Annotated in this window: 16 protein-coding genes; 7 read left to right on the forward strand and 9 right to left on the reverse strand. The window is 35.7% G+C overall.

Annotated elements, in window-relative coordinates; translation table 11 throughout:
• Positions 1-132 precede the first annotated feature (132 nt).
• Positions 133-960 (reverse strand): S-adenosyl-l-methionine hydroxide adenosyltransferase family protein, encoded by an 828-nt coding sequence (locus JO950_RS15545; protein ID WP_202703480.1) that lies wholly within the window; start codon positions 958-960, stop codon positions 133-135.
• A gap of 239 nt (positions 961-1,199) precedes the next feature.
• On the opposite strand from JO950_RS15545, the gene JO950_RS15550 reads away from it, so the two are divergent.
• From JO950_RS15550 to JO950_RS15570, 5 genes are all read left to right on the forward strand, one after another.
• Positions 1,200-2,150 (forward strand): PhoH family protein, encoded by a 951-nt coding sequence (locus JO950_RS15550; protein ID WP_017496394.1) that lies wholly within the window; start codon positions 1,200-1,202, stop codon positions 2,148-2,150.
• Positions 2,151-2,297: 147 nt separating this feature from the next.
• Complete coding sequence (locus JO950_RS15555) at positions 2,298-2,660, forward strand: DUF1801 domain-containing protein (RefSeq protein ID WP_202703481.1); 363 nt, start codon at positions 2,298-2,300, stop codon at positions 2,658-2,660.
• A 138-nt stretch (positions 2,661-2,798) separates the two neighbouring features.
• Positions 2,799-3,629, forward strand: a complete 831-nt coding sequence (locus JO950_RS15560; RefSeq protein WP_202703482.1) for a Cof-type HAD-IIB family hydrolase — start codon at positions 2,799-2,801, stop codon at positions 3,627-3,629.
• A 183-nt stretch (positions 3,630-3,812) separates the two neighbouring features.
• On the forward strand, positions 3,813-6,161 hold the full coding sequence (locus JO950_RS15565; RefSeq protein WP_202703483.1) for a prolyl oligopeptidase family serine peptidase: 2,349 nt from the start codon (positions 3,813-3,815) through the stop codon (positions 6,159-6,161).
• Between the two features lie 192 nt (positions 6,162-6,353).
• Positions 6,354-7,307 (forward strand): phosphoribosylaminoimidazolesuccinocarboxamide synthase, encoded by a 954-nt coding sequence (locus JO950_RS15570; protein ID WP_202703484.1) that lies wholly within the window; start codon positions 6,354-6,356, stop codon positions 7,305-7,307.
• A gap of 66 nt (positions 7,308-7,373) precedes the next feature.
• Here the strand turns inward: JO950_RS15570 and JO950_RS15575 are convergent, their stop codons facing one another.
• The gene (locus JO950_RS15575; protein ID WP_202703485.1) at positions 7,374-7,913 is read right to left on the reverse strand and encodes an SRPBCC family protein; all 540 of its coding nucleotides are present in this window, start codon (positions 7,911-7,913) and stop codon (positions 7,374-7,376) included.
• 358 nt (positions 7,914-8,271) lie between these two features.
• Between JO950_RS15575 and JO950_RS15580 the strand changes: the two genes are divergently transcribed.
• Positions 8,272-8,652 (forward strand): ankyrin repeat domain-containing protein, encoded by a 381-nt coding sequence (locus JO950_RS15580; protein WP_202703486.1) that lies wholly within the window; start codon positions 8,272-8,274, stop codon positions 8,650-8,652.
• A gap of 715 nt (positions 8,653-9,367) precedes the next feature.
• Here the strand turns inward: JO950_RS15580 and JO950_RS15585 are convergent.
• From JO950_RS15585 to JO950_RS15615, 7 genes are all read right to left on the reverse strand, one after another.
• The gene (locus JO950_RS15585) at positions 9,368-12,466 is read right to left on the reverse strand and encodes an efflux RND transporter permease subunit (protein WP_202703487.1); all 3,099 of its coding nucleotides are present in this window, start codon (positions 12,464-12,466) and stop codon (positions 9,368-9,370) included.
• A gap of 76 nt (positions 12,467-12,542) precedes the next feature.
• A complete protein-coding gene (locus JO950_RS15590; protein WP_202703488.1) occupies positions 12,543-13,808 on the reverse strand; it encodes a carbohydrate porin in 1,266 nt (421 codons plus the stop codon).
• A 4-nt stretch (positions 13,809-13,812) separates the two neighbouring features.
• Positions 13,813-14,898, reverse strand: a complete 1,086-nt coding sequence (locus JO950_RS15595) for an efflux RND transporter periplasmic adaptor subunit (protein WP_202703489.1) — start codon at positions 14,896-14,898, stop codon at positions 13,813-13,815.
• A gap of 11 nt (positions 14,899-14,909) precedes the next feature.
• Positions 14,910-16,154: a TolC family protein gene (locus JO950_RS15600; RefSeq protein WP_202703490.1), complete on the reverse strand. Its 1,245-nt coding sequence runs from the start codon at positions 16,152-16,154 to the stop codon at positions 14,910-14,912.
• Between the two features lie 87 nt (positions 16,155-16,241).
• Positions 16,242-17,600 carry a HAMP domain-containing sensor histidine kinase gene (locus JO950_RS15605; RefSeq protein ID WP_202703491.1) on the reverse strand — a complete coding sequence of 453 codons (1,359 nt, stop codon included), beginning with the start codon at positions 17,598-17,600 and terminating at the stop codon, positions 16,242-16,244.
• Positions 17,597-18,277 carry a response regulator transcription factor gene (locus JO950_RS15610; RefSeq protein ID WP_202703492.1) on the reverse strand — a complete coding sequence of 227 codons (681 nt, stop codon included), beginning with the start codon at positions 18,275-18,277 and terminating at the stop codon, positions 17,597-17,599. Before JO950_RS15610 ends, JO950_RS15605 begins: the two co-directional genes overlap by 4 nt.
• Positions 18,278-18,529: 252 nt before the next feature.
• Positions 18,530-19,618 carry a M42 family metallopeptidase gene (locus tag JO950_RS15615; RefSeq protein WP_202703493.1) on the reverse strand — a complete coding sequence of 363 codons (1,089 nt, stop codon included), beginning with the start codon at positions 19,616-19,618 and terminating at the stop codon, positions 18,530-18,532.
• Positions 19,619-19,699: 81 nt separating this feature from the next.
• Here JO950_RS15615 and JO950_RS15620 point away from each other — a divergent pair, with 81 nt between their 5' ends.
• A complete protein-coding gene (locus JO950_RS15620; protein ID WP_202703494.1) occupies positions 19,700-20,383 on the forward strand; it encodes a DUF4294 domain-containing protein in 684 nt (227 codons plus the stop codon).
• Positions 20,384-20,564: the final 181 nt, after the last annotated feature.

A 20,564-nucleotide genomic window follows, 5' to 3' on the forward strand; every position in this document is an offset into this window, starting at 1 on the left:
TTTTACAGGTGCGCAAAAATACCAAAATTGATTGTTCTTTTGATGAAAAAAAATAAATTCCAAAAATGAAACTTTAAATTTTAAATCTTCGGTACTTTTAGATGTAAAAATTAGATTGGAAATTCAAAAGTATTACAAGAACTTAATCGTAATAACATCTCTGTAATTTAATCCTAAAAGGCTATTCGCTGAACCCACTTTAGAAGGATTGCTTCTAAAAATGGCGATTTCAAGGAATCCGGCTTCGTTAAAAATAGCCAGTTTCTCTCCTTCGTAAGTTTTTATGGGGTATTTATCAGAGCTGGCAATGGCAGAGTAATTGGGTAAAATGGCTTTGATACTTTTGGGTTTCATAACAATTTCATAGGCCCGACCTTTTGCAACTTCTGTAAACTGCCTTTTTGAAATGTTGGTTACCACGTTCCCGAAATGATCAATGTAAATCACGTATCCTTTTATAGAGTTGTTGTCGCCGGCAACTACGGGCTGTAACTCTGTAATTTGCTTGATTTCTTTAATTTCTTTGCCAATAACATTAAGTAAGCCCCCTTTGGAAATGTGACAGGCGACCTTAATAAAAATATCCAAATCGCTAAATTCGCTCGGAAAGCGGTCGTGTATGTTGATGGCAACAATTTTTTGCGGAACAATTTTCTGCGTAAGCATACTCAGAATACCATTATCGGCACAAATAAAGTAATGATCGTTCCATTGCATGGCAATATGCTGATTTTCTTTATTACGTTCGATATCTACTCCAATTAAGTGAACGGTTCCTTTTGGGAAACTCAAATACGAAGCGCCAATAACGTAACTTGCTTCGGCTGTGTTAAATGGGTCAATGTCATGCGAAATGTCAACAAGTGTAACCTCTGGATACTCAGATAATATTTTACCCTTTAGCGAACCAACAAAGTGGTCTTTTAAGCCGTAATCGGTAGTGAGGGTAATTATTGACATAATTTTGTTTATAACTATTGGTAGTATTTAAATCTAATTTTCATTAAATTTGAGAAATGCAAAGCTAGTAATAGTAATTGCAAAAAGGAAGAAATGAAAAGACAAATTGCAATTATTGGCCTGAGTTTTCAGTCTCGGTCACGCCAGCCGAAAACTCCAGCCGAGACTGCGACGAAAAAAAGACCCGACAACTACTGATTTATAAAAACTGATTTATTTTTAATTTAAAACTATCTCATTTGAACGAAAGAATTATTGAGCTCATAGACATCGCTCCAAAAGACTTTTGGGGTGCTCAGGATACGCATCTTGAAATCATTAAAAAGTATTACCCAAAGCTTAAAATAGTAGCGAGAGGGACCACTTTGAAGGCATTTGGCGAGAAAGAAGTTTTAGATGAATTCGAAAAAAGATTCCAGAGGCTTATGCTTCATTTTACCCGATACAATAACATTGACGATAATGTGATCGAACGGGTAATTATGAGCGATGGACAAGATGAAAAAAAAGCATACGATCATGACAAAATATTAGTTCATGGTGTTGGCGGTAAAATCATTAAAGCCATGACGCCTAACCAGCAGTTATTGGTAGATACCATCAAAAAAAATGATATGGTATTTGCCGTTGGACCTGCCGGAACCGGAAAAACGTACACAGGTGTTGCAATGGCGGTAAAAGCACTTAAAGACAAAGAGGTAAAAAGGATCATATTGACACGACCGGCGGTAGAAGCAGGGGAAAACCTGGGATTTTTACCCGGCGATATGAAAGAAAAATTGGATCCTTATATGCAGCCTCTTTATGATGCGTTGCGCGACATGCTTCCCAACGAAAAACTCGAAGACTACATTTTGAAAGGAATTATTCAGATTGCGCCATTAGCCTTTATGCGTGGGCGTACACTTGATAATGCTTTTGTAATTCTGGATGAGGCACAGAACACGACACATTCACAAATGAAAATGTTCCTGACCCGTATGGGAAAAAATGCCAAATTTATGATTACAGGTGATCCCGGACAGGTCGATTTGCCACGCAGAACTATTTCCGGTCTGAAGGAAGCGCTTTTGGTACTGAAAGACATTGAAGGTATCGGAATTATTTATCTCGATGATAAAGATATCGTACGTCACCGATTAGTCAAAAAAGTAATTGACGCTTACAAGCAGATCGAAAATCACGACTAAGTTTAATTATAGTGAAATGTTAAATGTAAATCGTAAAATGTGTTTTAACATTTAGTAATATTCGTTTTATACCTAATCTTTAATAGGAGAGGTGTAAAACGAATATTTTTTTAATTTAAGGTATGCAGGTTTTAAATTAAATAGGGAATGAAAGAAGTTGACAATTTTTACGAAAAACTTGAAGAACCCGGGAAAGGAGTCTTTTTGGCCTTAAAAGAGATTATCTTAAGACAGGACAAAGAGGTTACTCATGTTTTAAAATATGGGATGCCTTTCTTCTGTTACAAAGGAAAAATGTTTTGTTACTTATGGACGCATAAAAAATACAAAAAGCCGTATATTGGAATTGTAGAAGGAAAACACTTTGATGAACCTTTTTTACTTCAAGAAGCCCGATCCAGAATGAAAATTATGCTTTTTGATCCTGAAGAAGATTTACCTGTAGAAAGAATTGAACAAATTATAGAACAAGCCCTCCATTTATACAAAACCGGAATTATTAAAGTTTGAATATTTAAACTGGAATAGTTAACGTAATAGTTAAATATATAATAAACTTGCTGTTTTTGAAGTTTTCGAAGACTGTAATTTTTGTTCTTCTGCAAGCAAAGCCGTAATTTTGTCATTCATAAATACCTGAATTTTAATATGACGAAACTTAAAAATATAAAAGTTGTAGTAACCGATTTAGACGGAACGTTACTCAACCCTCAACACAGAATATCAGACTATACCAAATCCATTTTTCAGGAACTTCACCATCAAAATTATCTTATTGTCGTAGCTACAGGCCGTCATCATTTAGATGCGATGGCTATTATTAAAACACTTGAAATTCCCGTTTATTTGGTGAGCTCAAACGGAGCAAGGATTCATTCTCCTGAAAGAGAAGAGCTTTTTGCGTTTGATTTAAAAAGTGATGTGGTAAAAGCGGCTTTAGATGTCGAGATTGATCCTGAAATTACAGTGGTTTTATTCAAAGAAAACGTTTGGCAGACGAATAGAATTAATGAGCGACTAAATGCTTTTCAGGCCGAATTAAAATACCGTCCTGAATTGGTAGATTATAAAACGCTGGAAGATTTTGCAGCCATTAAAATTTTCTTCTCGCATGAGAATCATGAAAAACTGGTAGCCCTAAAAGAGGCAATTTTGGCAAATTCAGCCAGTGATTTACATCATGCATTTAGCTTGCCAACCTGTTTGGAGTTCATGGACAAATCGGTTGATAAGGCTGTGGCAATTGAGCGTGTTTTAGAAAAAGAAGGATTTTCTTTAGAAGAGGCAGTCTCTTTTGGTGATGGTTTTAACGATGTGCAAATGTTAGCTGCAACCGGAAAAGGTTTAATTATGGGTAATGCTCCGGCCTTACTAAAAGAAAATTTGCCTGACTTGGAGGTAATTAAAACCAATGCAGAAGACGGTGTTGCCAATTACATCGCTTCTAAGATTTTGAATAAAGAATTCGTAATGGATTAAAAATAAGAATTTGCTGTATTGTTTTAAACTTTAAACAGTTTTACAATCAAAGAATCTGAAAGTCTTCAAAATAGGTTTTGAAGGCTTTTTTTTATCTCTTTGAACGATTGGCTGTTTGAAGTTGTAAAAACATTTTTTTAGTAAGTTTCAAAGTGTATTTTTGTTTTATCAAAAAACTATACCATGACAAAAAACATCTTTATTCTTGCCTTTTTTATGCTATCGATCTCGGGCAATACCCAAACTCTGAAATTAGAAGAAATAATGAAAGGGGAAGGTTTTACTGGAAATCAACCCACTTACGGACGCTGGTCTTTAGACGGTAAAAAAGTATATTTCGAATGGAATCCAACCAATGATTTGGGCGCAAATACCTATTCCTGGCAAAAAGGAGCAGCAAAGCCAACTTTGGTAGAGCCAAAAGAAGCTGCTTTTTCTAAGCTGGATTTTAAAAGAAAACCAACTTCAGACGTAGTGTATTACAGTGACAAAGGAGGTTTGTACTCGTATTCCATCAGTACAAAAACAGTTAAGAAAATTATTCAGCAAAGCACTCCGGTATCCAATGTTGAACTTGGTGCGGCTGCAGGGATTGTTTTCTTTGAACAGAATGATAACATTTTCAAGTACAATGCAAAAGAAGGAGCTGTTTTGCAGTTAACAAATTTTAAAAAAGGAGTAAAAAAGGAAAAAACACCTGATAAAGAGTCCTTCTTAAAGACACAACAAAAAGAACTGTTTCAGTTCGTGAGAGATGCTGCGGCTAAAAAACAATGGAATCTTGCCAAAAGCAAAGCCGTTAAATCTGATTTTGCAAAAGAATATTTTTATGGAAAAGACAACTTTTACAATTTAAAAGCAGATCCAAACGGAAATTTTGCCACTTTTAGTTTGGTGGAAGAATCAGACAATAAAAAAGAAAAAATGGAGGTTTTTATAACAGATGATGGTTATAACCAAACTCCTGATACAAAAGGAAAAGTGTCGACAGCCAATCTGGTAAAGACTAAATTGGGAATTTACTCTGTTGCCAAAGACACGGTTTATTACGTTAATTTTTCGACTTTAAGCCATATTCAGGACAATCCGAAGTATTATGAAACGTACGATAACTTAAAAAATAAAGCTAAGGAAGATCGTTTCATTTCTGCTCAGGCTCCTGTGTATAACGAGAGTGGTTCTGCAGCAATTGTAGAAATCAGAAGTCAGGACAACAAAGACAGATGGCTGGTGAATCTGAATCTTGAGAACGGGACGTTTAAAGAAATCGAACATCAGCATGACGATGCATGGATCGCGGGTCCTGGAATTCCATCCTATTCATTTGATTCCGGAGTTTTAGGCTTTTTAGCAGACAATGAAACTGTTTATTTCCAATCTGAGGCGACAGGTTATTCACATTTGTACACGTATAATTTAAAATCAGGGAAAAAGACTCAATTGACTACAGGAAATTGGGAAGTTCGTGATGTAGCCTTGTCTAACGATAAAAAAACATTTTATTTAACAACCAATACCACACATCCGGGGAATAGAAATTTCTATAAATTGCCTGCAGCAGGTGGTGCTTTAGAGCCTGTTTTAACCAAAGACGGAGCACATGAAGTAGTGGTTTCTCCGGACGAGAAATCGCTTTTAGTACGTTATTCGTATAAAAATATTCCTTGGGATTTTTATATTGCTGACAATAAAAAGAATGCGAGTTTACAGCAAATATCATCTTCAGTTTCTGCAAGTTTTAAAGAATACAAGTGGAGAGAACCGGAAGTAATCACTTTCAAAGCTCAGGATGGAACTCCAGTAAACGCCAGATTATACACTCCAAAAACGGAAAATGCCAACAAAGCGGCAATCATTTTTGTTCACGGAGCAGGTTATTTGCAAAATGCGCACAATTATTGGAGTAATTATCACAGAGAATATATGTTCCATAATTTATTGACTGATTTAGGGTATACAGTTTTGGATATCGATTACAGAGGAAGTGATGGTTACGGACGTGATTTCAGAACCGGAATTTACCGTTTTATGGGAGGAAAAGATTTGTCTGATCATTTAGATGGAAAAAAATATTTGGTTGAAAAATACGGTATAGACGCCAATAGAGTAGGTATTTATGGAGGATCTTACGGCGGTTTTATTACTTTAATGGGAATGTTGACTGCTCCGGGTGAATTTGCCTCAGGAGCTGCCTTACGTTCTGTTACGGATTGGGCACATTACAATCACGGATATACCGGAAACATTTTGAACTTTCCTGAAACAGATCCGGAAGCCTTCAAAAAAAGCTCTCCTATTTATTATGCCGATAATCTAAAAGGAAATTTAGTGATGTTACACGGAATGGTAGACGATAATGTTGAATACAAAGACATTGTTCGTTTGTCTCAACGTTTTATAGAACTTCAGAAAAAGAATTGGAGTCTGGCATCATTTCCTGTGGAAGCTCACGGATTTAAAGAGACCTATTCCTGGATTGACGAATACAGCAGGATTTTAAACTTGTTTAATTCGACATTATTGAAGAAGTAGTTTTTAGTTTTCAGTCACAGTTTTCAGTCTCGGTCTTCCTAGTGCAAACTGAGAGAACTGTACACTGCGACTGAAAACTGAGACTAAAAATGCGACTGAGACCGTAACTAAAAAAAAGAATCTGAATAGGTTCTTTTTTTCTTTTAATTAGTTTTAAATTTGCATTCATAAAAAACAACACAACACTAGATAATGAGTAATACAATCACAACTACAAACTTCAATTTCCCAAATCAGAAATCGGTTTATCGCGGAAAAGTAAGAGAGGTTTACAACATCAATGACGATCTTTTAGTAATGGTAGCAACCGACAGACTTTCGGCTTTTGATGTGGTTCTGCCAAAAGGAATTCCGTATAAAGGGCAAATTTTGAATCAGATTGCTACAAAGTTCATGGAGTTAACTCAGGATATTGTACCAAATTGGCTGATTGCCACTCCGGACCCAAATGTAGCTGTGGGACATTTATGCGAGCCTTTTAAAGTAGAAATGGTGATTCGCGGTTATGTTTCAGGACACGCTGCACGTGAATATGCAGCCGGAAAAAGACAAATTTGCGGAGTTACAATGGCAGAAGGTCTAAAAGAGAACGATAAATTTCCAGAGCCAATTATTACGCCTACTACAAAAGCAGATAACGGGTCTCATGATGAAGATATTTCACGCGAAGACATTTTGGCAAAAGGAATTGTTTCTGAAGAAGATTATCTTGTTTTAGAAAAGTATACTCGTGATTTGTTTCAAAGAGGTACTGAAATTGCGGCAAGCCGTGGTTTAATTTTGGTAGATACTAAATATGAGTTTGGGAAAACAAAAGAAGGTGTAATCGTTTTAATTGACGAAATTCATACACCGGATTCTTCCCGTTACTTTTATGCGGATGGATATCAGGAAAGACAGGAAAAAGGAGAGGAGCAAAAACAATTGTCTAAAGAATTTGTACGCCGCTGGTTGATCGAAAACGGTTTTCAAGGGCAGGAAGGACAGCAAATTCCGAATATGAGTGACGAATATATTCAATCTGTTTCTGAAAGATACATTGAATTGTATGAAAATATTCTGGGAGAAAAGTTCGTAAAAGCAGATATTGATCATATTGATCAGCGTATCAATAAAAATGTAGTAGAATATCTTTCCCTAAAATAATAAATTATTAATCCGACAGGCTTTTAAAACCTGTCGGATTTAATTTATAATGGATTAGGTCAATTTTTATTCTTCCATTTTGGCTTTTAAATTTTCCAGACCTTTCTGCAGGTCATTGCCAATCATTTGGTCCATTTTCATCATCGGCAGCATAATATTCATCGGATAAGGAATAACACCGCTGATTCCCCATTTTACTTTTGTTTGATTTCCCGGTGCAGTCTCCGTTGACATAAAACCTACCGCTGTATCGTCCATTGGTTTTTTGAAACGTAAGGCAAAGTCAATGCGTTTTCCCTCCGTAATTTTTGTGATTTCCTGTTCACCTTCACCAACTTCTTTTACTGTGCTTTCCCAGGCAGATACTGATCCAACATCTCCATCGGTTCCTTTATAAGTAGATTTCATTTTGGGATCGAGATTGGCCCAAACACTAAATTCATTTTGATTTTTTAAAGATCGGACATATTTAAAGACACTGTCAACAGGTTTGTTAATGGTGATTTCTCTTTCTATGGCATAAGTTTTAGGCATAAAATTAGCTGCAATCAGTACGATAGCAACGATCAGGATTAAAACAATTAGAATTCTTTTTAAGATCTTCATAGTTTGTGGTTTTAGGTTGTTAGTTTTTTCTTTTCTGTAATTAAAAGTGTAACACCTTTGTTTGCAGAGTTTTTTGTTTCGTAAAGTTAAAAAAGTTACGCTTCGTATTTAATGCTATGAAAAAAAATAATAAGATTTTTTATATTTTTTTGCTGTAAACTGTAACAAATTGAATCTTCTGGCGTCTATTAAGAAAGCTGACAATTAACATTCAAATTACTTTATCCAGCTTATATTAATTGAATGTTAAGAATTAGTTAAAACATGGTACTTTGTTATGCATAATACATGAAAATGAATTACCTTTACAAAGAATTTAAAAATCATCATCAATCAATCAATTAAAAAATCAATCATTATGAAAAATTCAATCGTTTATTTAGGAGTAGCTTTAGTAGCATTTGCAAATGTTTCAATGGCATCGAATCACACAACAGTAGTGAAACCACAATTAGAGATCGTAAACAGTTTCTCAACACCATTAAATGTGGCAGTTAGTAAAGGAGATTTAGATTTCGTTAAAAAATTATTAGAATATGGAGCTGACGTAAACGAGATGTCAGAAGGTTTATCACCTTTAATGATCGCTGCACGTTATAATAAAGTAGATATTTTGAAAGTATTATTAGCAAAAGGAGCAGATGCTTCAGTTAGAAATGAGAAAGGTTTTACTGCTTTGAAATATGCAGAATTATTGAATGCGATAGCTGCAATAGCCATTTTAAAAGGTTTAAAATAAGAGTTTAAAAGTTTAAATCTAGTTTTGAGTTAGTATATGAAACGACCTTCCTTGAGCAGAAGGTCGTTTTTCATTTCCATGAAATTAGAATTTGGTTAGAAAGAGCTCTGGCGATAATATGATGCTGCTAGAAATGAGAAAGGTTTTACTGGCTTTGAAATATGCAGAATTATTGAATGCGATAGCTGCAATAGCCATTTTAAAAGGTTTAAATCTAGTTTTGAGTTAGTATATGAAACGACCTTCCTTGAGCAGAAGGTCGTTTTCATTTTCGTGAAATTAGAATTTGCTCTGAAAGAGCTCTGGCAATAGCATGGTGCTTTGAAATATACAGAGTTATCAAATGCGATAGATGCGGTAGCCATTTTAAAAAAATTAAATCTAGCTTTGAGTTAGTATATGAAACGACCTTCCTTGAGCAGAAGGTCGTTTTTCATTTTTGTGAAATTAGAATTTGCTCTGAAAGAGCTCTTGCAATAGAATGGTGCGCAGCACTATGAATAATAATGGAATCAGGGGTTACGCCCTGAAAGGGCAAAAGCCTGTCCGCAAAGAAAAGTTTTTTAGCTCTTTTTTTGTATTTTGGTTCTTGACCCAAACATTGTTTCGTCCTGAAATAACATTTCATAAAAAAAAGCACCATTAAAAATAATGATGCTTTTTTCGCTAAAACGGAATCAAATTAATTTAACCAATTAATCTATCTTCAATATTTTTATTCAATTGGAACGTGTTTTTTGCGATTGAATACCCAGAAGATTATAGGAAATACCAAAAGGGTCAGAATCGTTGCTGTAATTAAACCTCCAATGATTACAATGGCCAACGGTTTTTGTGATTCAGAACCAATTCCGGTAGAAATGGCCGCCGGCATTAAACCTATTGAAGCCATCAGCGCGGTCATCACAACAGCTCTTGTTCGGGCTTTTACTCCCATAAAAATGGATTCTTCGAGGGAGAATTTCGCTTTTAAATTATGATGGAATTCAGAGATCAGAATTACACCGTTTTGAATACAGATTCCCAGTAATGCGATAAAACCAACACCAGCAGAGATTCCAAAATTCATTCGGGTAAGATGCAAGGCAATGATTCCGCCAATAATGGCGAACGGAACATTAGCCAGAACCAAAAGCGAATCTTTAATATTTCCAAACAGAATGAATAAGAGCACAAATATCCCAATTAAACTGATCGGTACTACCTGAGCCAATCGGGCACTGGCACGAACCTGATTTTCAAATTCCCCTGTCCAGCCAACAGTATAGCCTGTTGGAAGTTTCAACTTAGCTACTTTTGCCTGTGCTTCGGCAATGGTACTTCCCAGATCCCGATCACGAACCGAGAATTTTACCCCAATAAAACGTTTCGTATTATCTCGATAGATAAAAGCAGGACCTGTAATAGTCTTTAAATCGGATATTTCTTTTAATGGAATCTTAATTCCGCTAATCGTTGGAACCTTAAGTTCGGCAATATCATTCTCATCTTTACGATACTCTTTTGAAAAACGTACTCTCACATCAAATTTTTTGTCGTCTTCATATTTTTGAGTAGCTGTTTTTCCTCCAAAAGCCAATTCTAGAACGGCTTGCGCATCACTCAGTGTTACACCGTAAGCAGCCATTTTATCTCTGTCCAGAACAACACTAATTTCAGGCTGTCCAACATTTCGCAGGATTCCGGCATCTTTAATACCCGGAATGTTTTTGATTTGTGCCAAGACTTCATTTGATAGTTCATCCAGTTTGTCAAGATCATCTCCATAAATTTTTACGGCATTCGAGGCTTTAAAACCGGCAACAGATTCGGCTACGTTATCAATTACGGGCTGCGAGTAGTTATAGGTAATTCCCTGATGAACTTTTAATTTATCGTCCATTTCGTTAATTAGTTCGTCCATTGTTATTTTTCGCTTCCATTCTGATTTGGGCTTTAAATCCACCTGAAGCTGTATAAACCCGAAACCATTCGGATCTGTTCCGTCATTACTTCTTCCGGTTTGTGACAAAACATTTTTAACTTCAGGAAAACTTTCCAAATCTTTTCGAATCATCGCGGCAGTTTTAACACTTTCAGGTAATGAGGTACTCATAGGTAACTCGGCCGTAACCCATAAAGCACCTTCATTTAACTGAGGTAAAAATTCGGTTCCTAAAAAGGTAGCTGAAAAGAAAACCGTTACTAAAAGCGCTATAGACCCTACAAGTGCTTTTACCTTGTGTTTGAAAGTCCATGCAAAACCTTTACTCACTATTCGATCCCAGAAATTAACAAATGGGTTGTTTTTTTCCTTCACATTCTTATTCAATAAAATATGTGATAAAACAGGTACCAAGGTTAGCGTAAACAGCAAGGCTCCCATTAAAGCAAAACCAAGGGTATACGCCAAAGGTGAGAACATTTTTCCTTCTACTTTCTGGAAAGAGAATATAGGGAGCAAGGCTGTGATAATAATTAACTTAGAAAAGAATATGGCTTTACCCATTTCTGCTCCGGTTTTTTTTATCAGACTTCCTTTTGCTATTTTATTGTAGGCCGTCATTCCCAGTTGATGTGCCCGATGATCTAAGACGACGAATAATCCTTCGACCATAACTACCGCACCATCAATAATAATTCCGAAATCGACCGCACCTAAACTCAAAAGGTTAGCGCTCATTCCCATCATTTTAAGACATAAAAAGGCAAATAATAAGGAGAGTGGAATAACAATAGAAACGGTGAAAGTAGTCCTCCAGTCGGCCATGAACAAAAATACTACACAGGTAACCAGAATGATTCCTTCAAATAAGTTGTGCATAACGGTTTCCGTCGTGAAGTTCATTAAATTATCACGATCATAAAAGGTTACTAGTTTAATGTCTTTTGGAAGCACATTATCGTTTAGGTCTTGTATTTTGGCTTTAATCAGAGCCAGGGTTTCCTGTGGATTTTCACCTTTTCTCATGACGATAATACCTTCAACAACATCATCGTTCTTCGCTAAACCGGTTTGCCCGACTCTCGGCATCGCACTTTCATAAACAGTGGCCAGATTCTTGACTAAAATAGGATTTCCGTTAGCATCGTCTACAATAATATTTTCGAGATCCTGAATCGATTTTAAAAGACCAACCCCACGAACAACAAAGGCCTGACCATTTTTTTCGATGATGTCACCACCAACATTCAGGTTGCCTCCATTTACAGCATTATAAACCTGAAGAGGTGTTATGTTGTATTTGGCTAGTTTTATCGGATCAACTCCAACTTCGTAGGTTTTAGTTTGTCCACCAAAAACATTTAGATCGGCAACACCGGGAACAGAACGTAATTGTTTGTCTATTACCCAGTTTTGATAAGTTAACAATTCTCTACTGTCTCTGCTGTCACTTTTTACGATATATCTGAAAATCTCACCCGTTGGTCCATAAGGCGGTTGAACATCCGGTTCTACATCGTCGGGAAGAGATACATTTTTTAGTAAGTTATTGACCTGAAGACGTGCAAAAGTATCATCGACCCCATCGTCAAAAATAATTTTGATCACTGACAGACCAAACATTGTAATACTGCGAACGCTGGTTTTCTTCTGTACCGAGTTCATCGAGATCTCGATAGGAGAGGTTACAAAGCGCTCTACTTCTTCGGCACTTTTTCCATTCCATTGGGTAATGATAATAATTTGGGTATTGGTTACGTCCGGAAAAGCATCGATTGGCATATTCTTGAAAGAAATGAATCCTGCTACGGCCAATAATCCCACCCAGAAAAAGGTAAATGCCTTATTTTTTAGGGAGAAAGCTATAATGTTTCTTATGAATTTGTTCATTTTAAAAAGTATTTTTAAGGATGAATTTTTATTTGTGATGCTTTTTTCTGAAGCATTTTATATGATATACTTCCGCTTAGAATTCTGTATGAAAACGCAAGGCGAAAAATTGTACCGGACCTCTGTCTTTATTATAGGCAGGATTGATGGCAAACTGATAATCCGGCGAAAGCGTAATATGGGTATTGGGTACTAAGAACGAATAGAAAACTTCTGCGATTTGCTCTATACCGTAGTTTAAAGTACCGTCACCGATCATGAAACCATCTCCTCCAAGTTTTTGATATTGTTTATGTGAATTGGATAATCCGTTAGCTACTATGGCAATACCGGCAAAGTCCTTATTTCGGTTCCACATCTTTCCGTTCAAATGCATTCCTAACTGTGCCGATCGGTCAATTTCGGTAAAGGCCCACGTCTCATTTTTACCGTCATTATAGCTCATTCGGGCAAACAATCCCCAAGTATCTTTGTGCGTATAATCCATGTTTAAACCAATGCCATATTTGGTGCGCCCATTTTGCCTGGTATTTTTTATGTCGGGCATTGTTATAAAATTTGAATTGGCTTCGTCGTAATTCCCCATTCCTGCAACATTTCGAAAGCCTAATAGTTTTAAGGTTGCCGTATCATTATTTTTAAAGACGAGCTGTTTTTCAATTTCAACGTTTATTGCGTTGGAATTTTTAAAACTAAATTCAACATTCGGACCGTTGGCATAAGTGGGTAAAGCAGTTAATGAAGCTCTTACCTGCCAGGAATCAAACTGATAATTAGCATACAATCCATCTGTATATCCCCGGGTATTTGCGGCATAATCCCAAGCTCCATGTGTCATTAATGCCCAGTTTAAGAATTGTGTTCTGGGATCGTGTGAGTAGGAGTTATTGTCAAAATAGTCGGCTAGCCCAAATTTTCCGAAAACCAGTTGTAATGAGTGGTTGTTTTTAAATTGAAACTTTTGTTCAAAAAGCATTCTTGCCACATAAACAACGGGTTTGGTATCTCCAATTCTAAAGGTTTCCCCGTTTGGAAAGCCTCCCAATCCTCTTGCCTGAGACAAACCTTGACCTCCTGACATTTCAGGGTTAAAAGTCAAGGTAGCTCCTTTCCATAGTGGAACATCAAGGTATAAGGTTGATGTTAAGGATAAAGCGCCTTCTTCTTTAGGAGACATACTATTGGTACCTGAATAATTAGCATGAAAAGCCGGATGGTACTGGTATATAGAGGTCATTTGGAACCCCAGACTATATTTTCGAATCGAATCTGTTTCCTGTGAAAAAGATAGTGTTGAAATAAATAGTGTGGCAAAACTCAATATTTTTACAGATTTCTCCATGTATTTATTCGTTTAGAGCGCGATAAATAAATAACTGATTAGTGGTAATTACTTTTTCATTGTCTTTTAAACCTTTTGAAATATAGGTTACATCACCAACGACTCTGTATACGTCTACTTGTCTGGTCTCAATGTTGTTGCGGTCTTTGAAAATCATGACAAAGTTTTTACTCTTATCAAAAACAATTGCTTTACTGGGTACGGCTATCATAGAATCACCTTCACTGTAAGATAGTTTGATATTGGCATTCATATCAGGTTTTAACATGTAACCCGGATTTGACAGTTTTATACGTGCCTGCATGGCTTTTGTTTCGGGATCAATTACATTAAAGATTTTATCTACTTTTCCTTTGAAAACTTTATCAGGATAACTTAGCGTGGTTACATCAGCATCGATGCCCAGTTTTACTTTGTTGATATCAATTTCGTTGATGTTGGCTAACGCCCAAACTTCACTGATTTCGGCAATATCAAAGATGTTTTCGGAACGGTCATTTCGCAGTAACATGTCCTGATTAATGCTTTTTTGAATGATAAAACCGCTAATTGGGGCCGTTACTTCGTAAATAGAACCTGCTTTGATATTGTAAATTTTATAGGTTTCCTGAACTTTACTCAATTGCGATTGTGCTTTATTGACTTCTGATTTCGCCTGAAGTACATCACTTTCAGAGTTTAATTTTCCGTCAAATAATTCCTGAGCTACTTTCAGATGATTTTTGGCAACCAGTAAATCATTTTTTGCATCAATGGATTGTTTTTCAAAATCAGCAATGTCAGTACTTTTTATGGTGGCCAAAACCTGACCTTTGCGGACATAATCTCCGAGTTCGACATTTACTTTGATTACGTTTCCGCCTACGAGAGGATAAACATCAATCATTTTGTTATTATCAGCCGTAATTTTTCCGTAAAAGCTCAATACATTTTTTACCGGTTGCGTTTTCGCTTCTGCTGTAGTAGTCGTTTTAAGCATCGATTCGCTTAAGGCAAAAGAGGTATTAGTGCTTGGGTTTTCAACTTCTTTTTTGCAGCTTAGGACTGATAAACTTACGAGAACAATTCCTATTAGTAGTTTATATTTCATTTTATTTAATTTTAGAATAAGTCTTTGTTGATGGTACTATTTAGTTCTTCACCCGAAAGGATAACTTTTTTCTTGAGTTCATTTACCTGAACAGAAGCCTGATTGTAACTTTCCATAAAATCGGTAAATTCTAATAAACTGATATTTCGTTTCTGGAAATTGGTCAAGATTCCTTTATAAACCGCTTCAAAATCTGAATTAACAGTAGGTTTTATGATCACATAGTTTTTACGGGATTCTTCCCATTTGTTCCATGCAGTTGTAATTTCGGTTTGCAATTGAAGGTCAAAATTTTGCTTTTCAATTTTGGACTGCTCGAGAATCGTTTTCGCATACTTGATATTTCCTTTGTTTTTGTTCCAAAGGGGTAGCGGAATTCCTAGTGTCAGATTGGCTTCTCTGTTAAAAGCTCCACTGCGCTGATCGTAAGTGGCACCAACGGTGATATCAGGAACGGAAAGGGATTTTTGCCATTTTACATTGATTTCGTTTGCCTCAATATCTTTTTGTTTGGCTAAATAGTCCGGGCGATTTGCAATGGCTTCATCCTGAAATGTTTTAAGGTCAAAAGGAATTGTTTTGGTATACTTATTAAATTCTTCCTTAGTAACTTCCGGAACAACATTTTCGGTGGAATTTAGCAGTAATTTTAAGTTACCCTGTTCTTCGATATTTTCATTGACAACCTCCATACGCTCATTTTTGAAGTTTAAGTAAAGCGATTGCAGACGAACAAGATCTCGTAAAGGAATATTACCTTTTTCAACCTGTATCGAGTACGAGCTTATCAAATCTTCGATATGCGCTAGCTGGTTGTCAGTAGTTTCAAGACTTTTTTTGTTGTAGTATACGGTGTAAAAGCTCTTTCTTAGTTGGAGTTTTAAAGTTCTCAGTAAATCATTGAACTGTAACTCGGCTAATTGTTCATTGGTTTGTGCCAGTTTTATTTCATTGCGTTTTTTTCCGCCTAAATAAATCAACTGCTCGATACCAAATGCTTTTTGCCCTTGCTTGCCGATATCAAAATATTGATTTCTTTCGGGGTTGTAAGCATTGAGTTCTGCCGTTAGTGACGGATTATCCCAAATTCGGGCTTGGATGGTTAATGCTTTTGATGCATCAATATTATATTGTGATGCCAACAGAAAGAGGTTGTTTTTAAGGAATTGGCTTTCACAGTCCTGAAGGCTGACCGTTTTTTGAGCCAAAACTACCGGACCGATAAGTACAAGTAGGAATGCACAGAGTTTTCTCATTGTATCAATTTTAATTTATACAAATATGCTATCACGGGACTTTAAGAGACCTTAAAATCTACCTTAAAAATAACTTAAAATAAATTACTAATGAAAAAACAATTGAAATAAATTCGTGTTAATATCTGGAACACTGTAGGTTATTGACGCATTATGAAGTGTGAGAATGCGATGAACAATCCTTAATCCAAGACCAAAGCCAGTAGTGCCTTTCGAGTTTTTACCACGCATAAAAGGCTGAAAAAGATTTTTTTGTTCTTCTTCGTTTAAGGTTTGCCCTGTGTTTGAAATGGAGATGACTAATTGATCATCCTTAGTACTTATAATTACTTTGGCTTGTTTGTTATCAGAATAAACACAGGCATTTTTTAGGATATTGGTTATGGCAATTTCCAACAAGTTTTTATTACCATTTATCTCTAAAGCGGTATCCAGATTGTTGCTTTCTTCTATTTCAAATAAAATTAGAAACTCCGGATAACTTTTATTCAGATTTTCGATAGCCGAAAACAAAATTTCATCCATACGATGAACTTCTTTGTTTTCATTTTTCTTATTGTCTATTTTAGAAAGGATCAATAGCGAATTAATTAATTCAGTCAATTGATTGATGTCAGACAATATCGTTTTTAGAAAGCTTTTTCCTTTGTCGGATGTTGTTGGATCTGCAATGGTGTTTTCAATCTGCGAGGTAATTCTGGAGAGGGGAGTTCTCAGCTCATGTGAGGCATGGGCCGTAAATTCTTTTTGTTTTTGATACGAAACTTCAATTCGATCCATCATGAAATTAAATTCATTGGCGATCAGATCAATTTCATTTTTGTTGTTTTTTGAAGCAACACGGGTATCGAGATTGTTTTCGTTGATATTCTTTATCTTTTGGTGGAAAATATTCAACGGACTCATAGCTTTTTTAACCATGAAAGAGGTGAGAACCCAGCAGATACAGGTAAAAAAGATATAGGAAATAATTAGCGTATACCTTAGGAAAAGTAATTTTCGTTTGCCATAATCGTCGGTGGCAGATATCAGGGCATAAAAATCCCGGTCTTTTGTATCATAAAAAACACCATATACTTCGTAATCACCCTGCTGTTTAAAGAATGTTTTATGTTTTCTAAGGTATTTCAGATCTTCAACTGACCAATTAATCTTGGCATCGTCAATACTACTGTAGATGAGTTTGAAGTTTGAATCAAAGACCAGTGTTTTCTCATCATACAATTGGTTAATGGAATTCTGATCAATAACTTTTAAAAGCTGATCGTCGACCTCTTTAACGTTAACGAGAAGTTTAATGTTGGAAAGAGCTTTAATTTCGAGTCGATCACGAAATTCTTCTTTTCTGAAATTCGAGTATAAAACAAATATCAAGGTAGAAGCCAATCCGAAAAGGATGGTAAATAATAAACTTACTAAAAGTGATATTCGGTTTTTTAAAGTCATTCCTGATCGCTCAAATAATATCCGTAGCCCACTTTGGTACGAATAAGTTTAACAGTATGATCCTTGTCGATTTTCTTTCTTAAAAAATTAATATAAACTTCAATAGTATTTTGATTGGTTTCGATGTGATAATCCCAGAGTTTTTCGGCAATAAATTGTTTCGATAAGACTTTACCTTTGGCATGGGCTAAGATTAAAATGAGCTTGAATTCTTTGGGAGTAAGTTTGATTTCTTCTTTAGATCGAAATACTTTCATATCGCTTTCCAGAATTTCCAGATCAGCAATCGTTATTTTAGTTTCTACCTGTTGTGGAATTTCTTTTCGACGTAGTAGAGAAGTGCTTCGGGCATACAGTTCCTTAAAATGAAAGGGTTTAACAAGATAATCATCGGCTCCATTATCAAAAGAAGCTAATTTATCCTCAATTTCACTAAAAGCAGTGAGCATAATAATCGGAGTCTTTTTATCGACTTCCCGAATACTTTTACACACTTCAATTCCGTTACTTCCGGGAACATTAATATCCAGAATAATTAAATCATATTCATAGGGGAAATACTTCTTCAGCAGTAATGAACCATCATAATAAGAAAAACACTCGAATCCATTTGAAGTAAAGAATGCAGAGATTTCTTTCGATAAGGTAAAATCGTCTTCAAGAAGGAGTATTTTCATAGTGTTTTGTTTGAGTTATGAGTTGTGAGTTGTGAGTTGTGAGTTGTGAGTTATGTGTTAAGGGGATTAGTCCGTTGTTTTTACATTTTACAACTCACATCTTACTTTTTACTTTAATTTTTTATTAACAAGGAACTAGGCACTTAGAACTAAGCACTAATCACTAATTACCAATTACTAAGAACTAATTACTAAGAACTAATTACTAAGAACTAATTACTAAGAACTAATTACTAAGAACTAATCACCAAACTAGTTAAAATAAGAAAAAGTTTCGTTGTTCTCAATTTTCAGTAAGGATTCGTAAATCAATTGAATTACATTTTCAACATCCTCTCTTTGTACCATTTCTACGGTAGTATGCATATAACGTAAAGGCAAGGAAATTAATGCTGAAGCCACACCGCCATTACTGTAAGCAAAAGCATCAGTATCTGTTCCGGTAGCACGAGATGTTGCATGACGCTGAAACGGAATTTTTTTCTCTTCGGCAGTATCTACAATGAGGTCACGCAATTTATTTTGTACAGCCGGGGCATAAGCAATTACAGGTCCTTTCCCCATTTTCAGATCTCCTTCCACTTTTTTATCAATCATTGGAGTAGTGGTATCATGGCAGACATCGGTTACAATTGCCACATTAGGTTTAATGGTCTGAGCAATCATTTCGGCTCCGCGAAGACCAATCTCTTCCTGAACAGAATTTACGATGTACAAACCAAACGGTAGTGTTTTATTATTTTCTTTTAGTAAACGAGCTACTTCGGCAATCATAAAGCCACCCATTCTGTTGTCGATCGCACGGCATACAAATTTATTTTCGTTCAAAATCATAAATTCATCCGGATACGTAATCACACATCCTACATGTACTCCCATAGCTTCAACCTGCTCTTTGGTTTCACAGCCTAAATCGATAAAGATATTACTGATTTTTGGAGTTTCTTCCTTGTCACGCAGACGGGTATGAATGGCAGGCCATCCAAATACACCTTTTACAATTCCTTTTTTAGTGTGAATGTGCACTCTTTTTGATGGTGCAATCAGATGATCGGAACCACCATTTCTGATTACGTATAATAAACCGTCATCAGTAATATAATTAACATACCAGGAAATTTCATCGGCATGACCTTCAATGACTACCCTAAATGGAGCGTCAGGGTTAATAACTCCTACAGCTGTTCCGTAAGTATCTGTAATAAAAGTGTCTACATAGGGTTTTAGATAATTCATCCAAAGTTTTTGCCCTTCGCTTTCGTAGCCTGTAGGGGAGGCGTTATTGAGATAGCTTTCCAGGAAAGCAATTGAGGTATCCTTTAAGATTGATTTTGTGCTCATAAAAATATTTTTTTGCTAATTTATAAATTTGGTATCAGAGTTGTATATAAATATATAATTTTACATTTAAATTATGACTCGATGAGATTTACTGCCCCTATTTTATTTTTTATATTGATTTCGTTAACAACTCAGGCTCAGGTGAAACCTAAAGAGAATGAGCAAATGGGTTACATATTAACGGAACAGGATTCTATTTTGAATGACACGATTGAATTGCCCGAAATTATTATTTCAAAGGAAAAACTGGATCCTGAAGCGCAAAAGCAATTTACGATTCTTCAAAACCGTGTTTATAAAGTATACCCGTATGCAAGACTTGCAGCAGACCGATTAACGGCATTGAATAGCGGAATGGCGCGCTTGAAAACCAACCGCGAAAAGAAAAAGTACTTTAAAATTGTAGAAGATTATCTCAATAACGAATTTGAAGCAAGACTTAAAAAACTTTCCCGCAAACAAGGACAGATTCTAGTGAAACTCGTTCACAGGCAAACGGGAATAACGACTTATGAGTTAATCAAAACCTTAAAAAGTGGTTTTAAAGCTTTTGTGTCCAATACAACGGCAAGTCTATTTGACATTAGTCTGAAAATGGAATACAAGCCATTTGAATCCAACGAGGATTATTTAATTGAAACTATTCTGGTCAGGGCATTTGATTCCGGTAAACTTGTGAATCAAAAAGCAGCAAATCCTGTAAATTATGATGATTTGATGAACCATTGGGAAACAAAAGCAAAAGAGACAAAAGCGGAAAAATAACAGTATTTTATTTAAAGCGGAATTGATAAAGACCTACAGATGATTCTGTAGGTTTTTTTTTATTGTTTTAAGTTTTGGATTACAAGGTTAACTTAGATTTAAGAGAATATACTTACTTAATTTTTAATACTGCGATTTATCTCTGATAGCCCGTAAATTCAGTGTTTTTTGTTATATTTTT

This window comes from Flavobacterium sp. UGB4466 (genome assembly GCF_903469665.1).
GTDB classification, from domain to species: Bacteria; Bacteroidota; Bacteroidia; order Flavobacteriales; family Flavobacteriaceae; genus Flavobacterium; species Flavobacterium lipolyticum.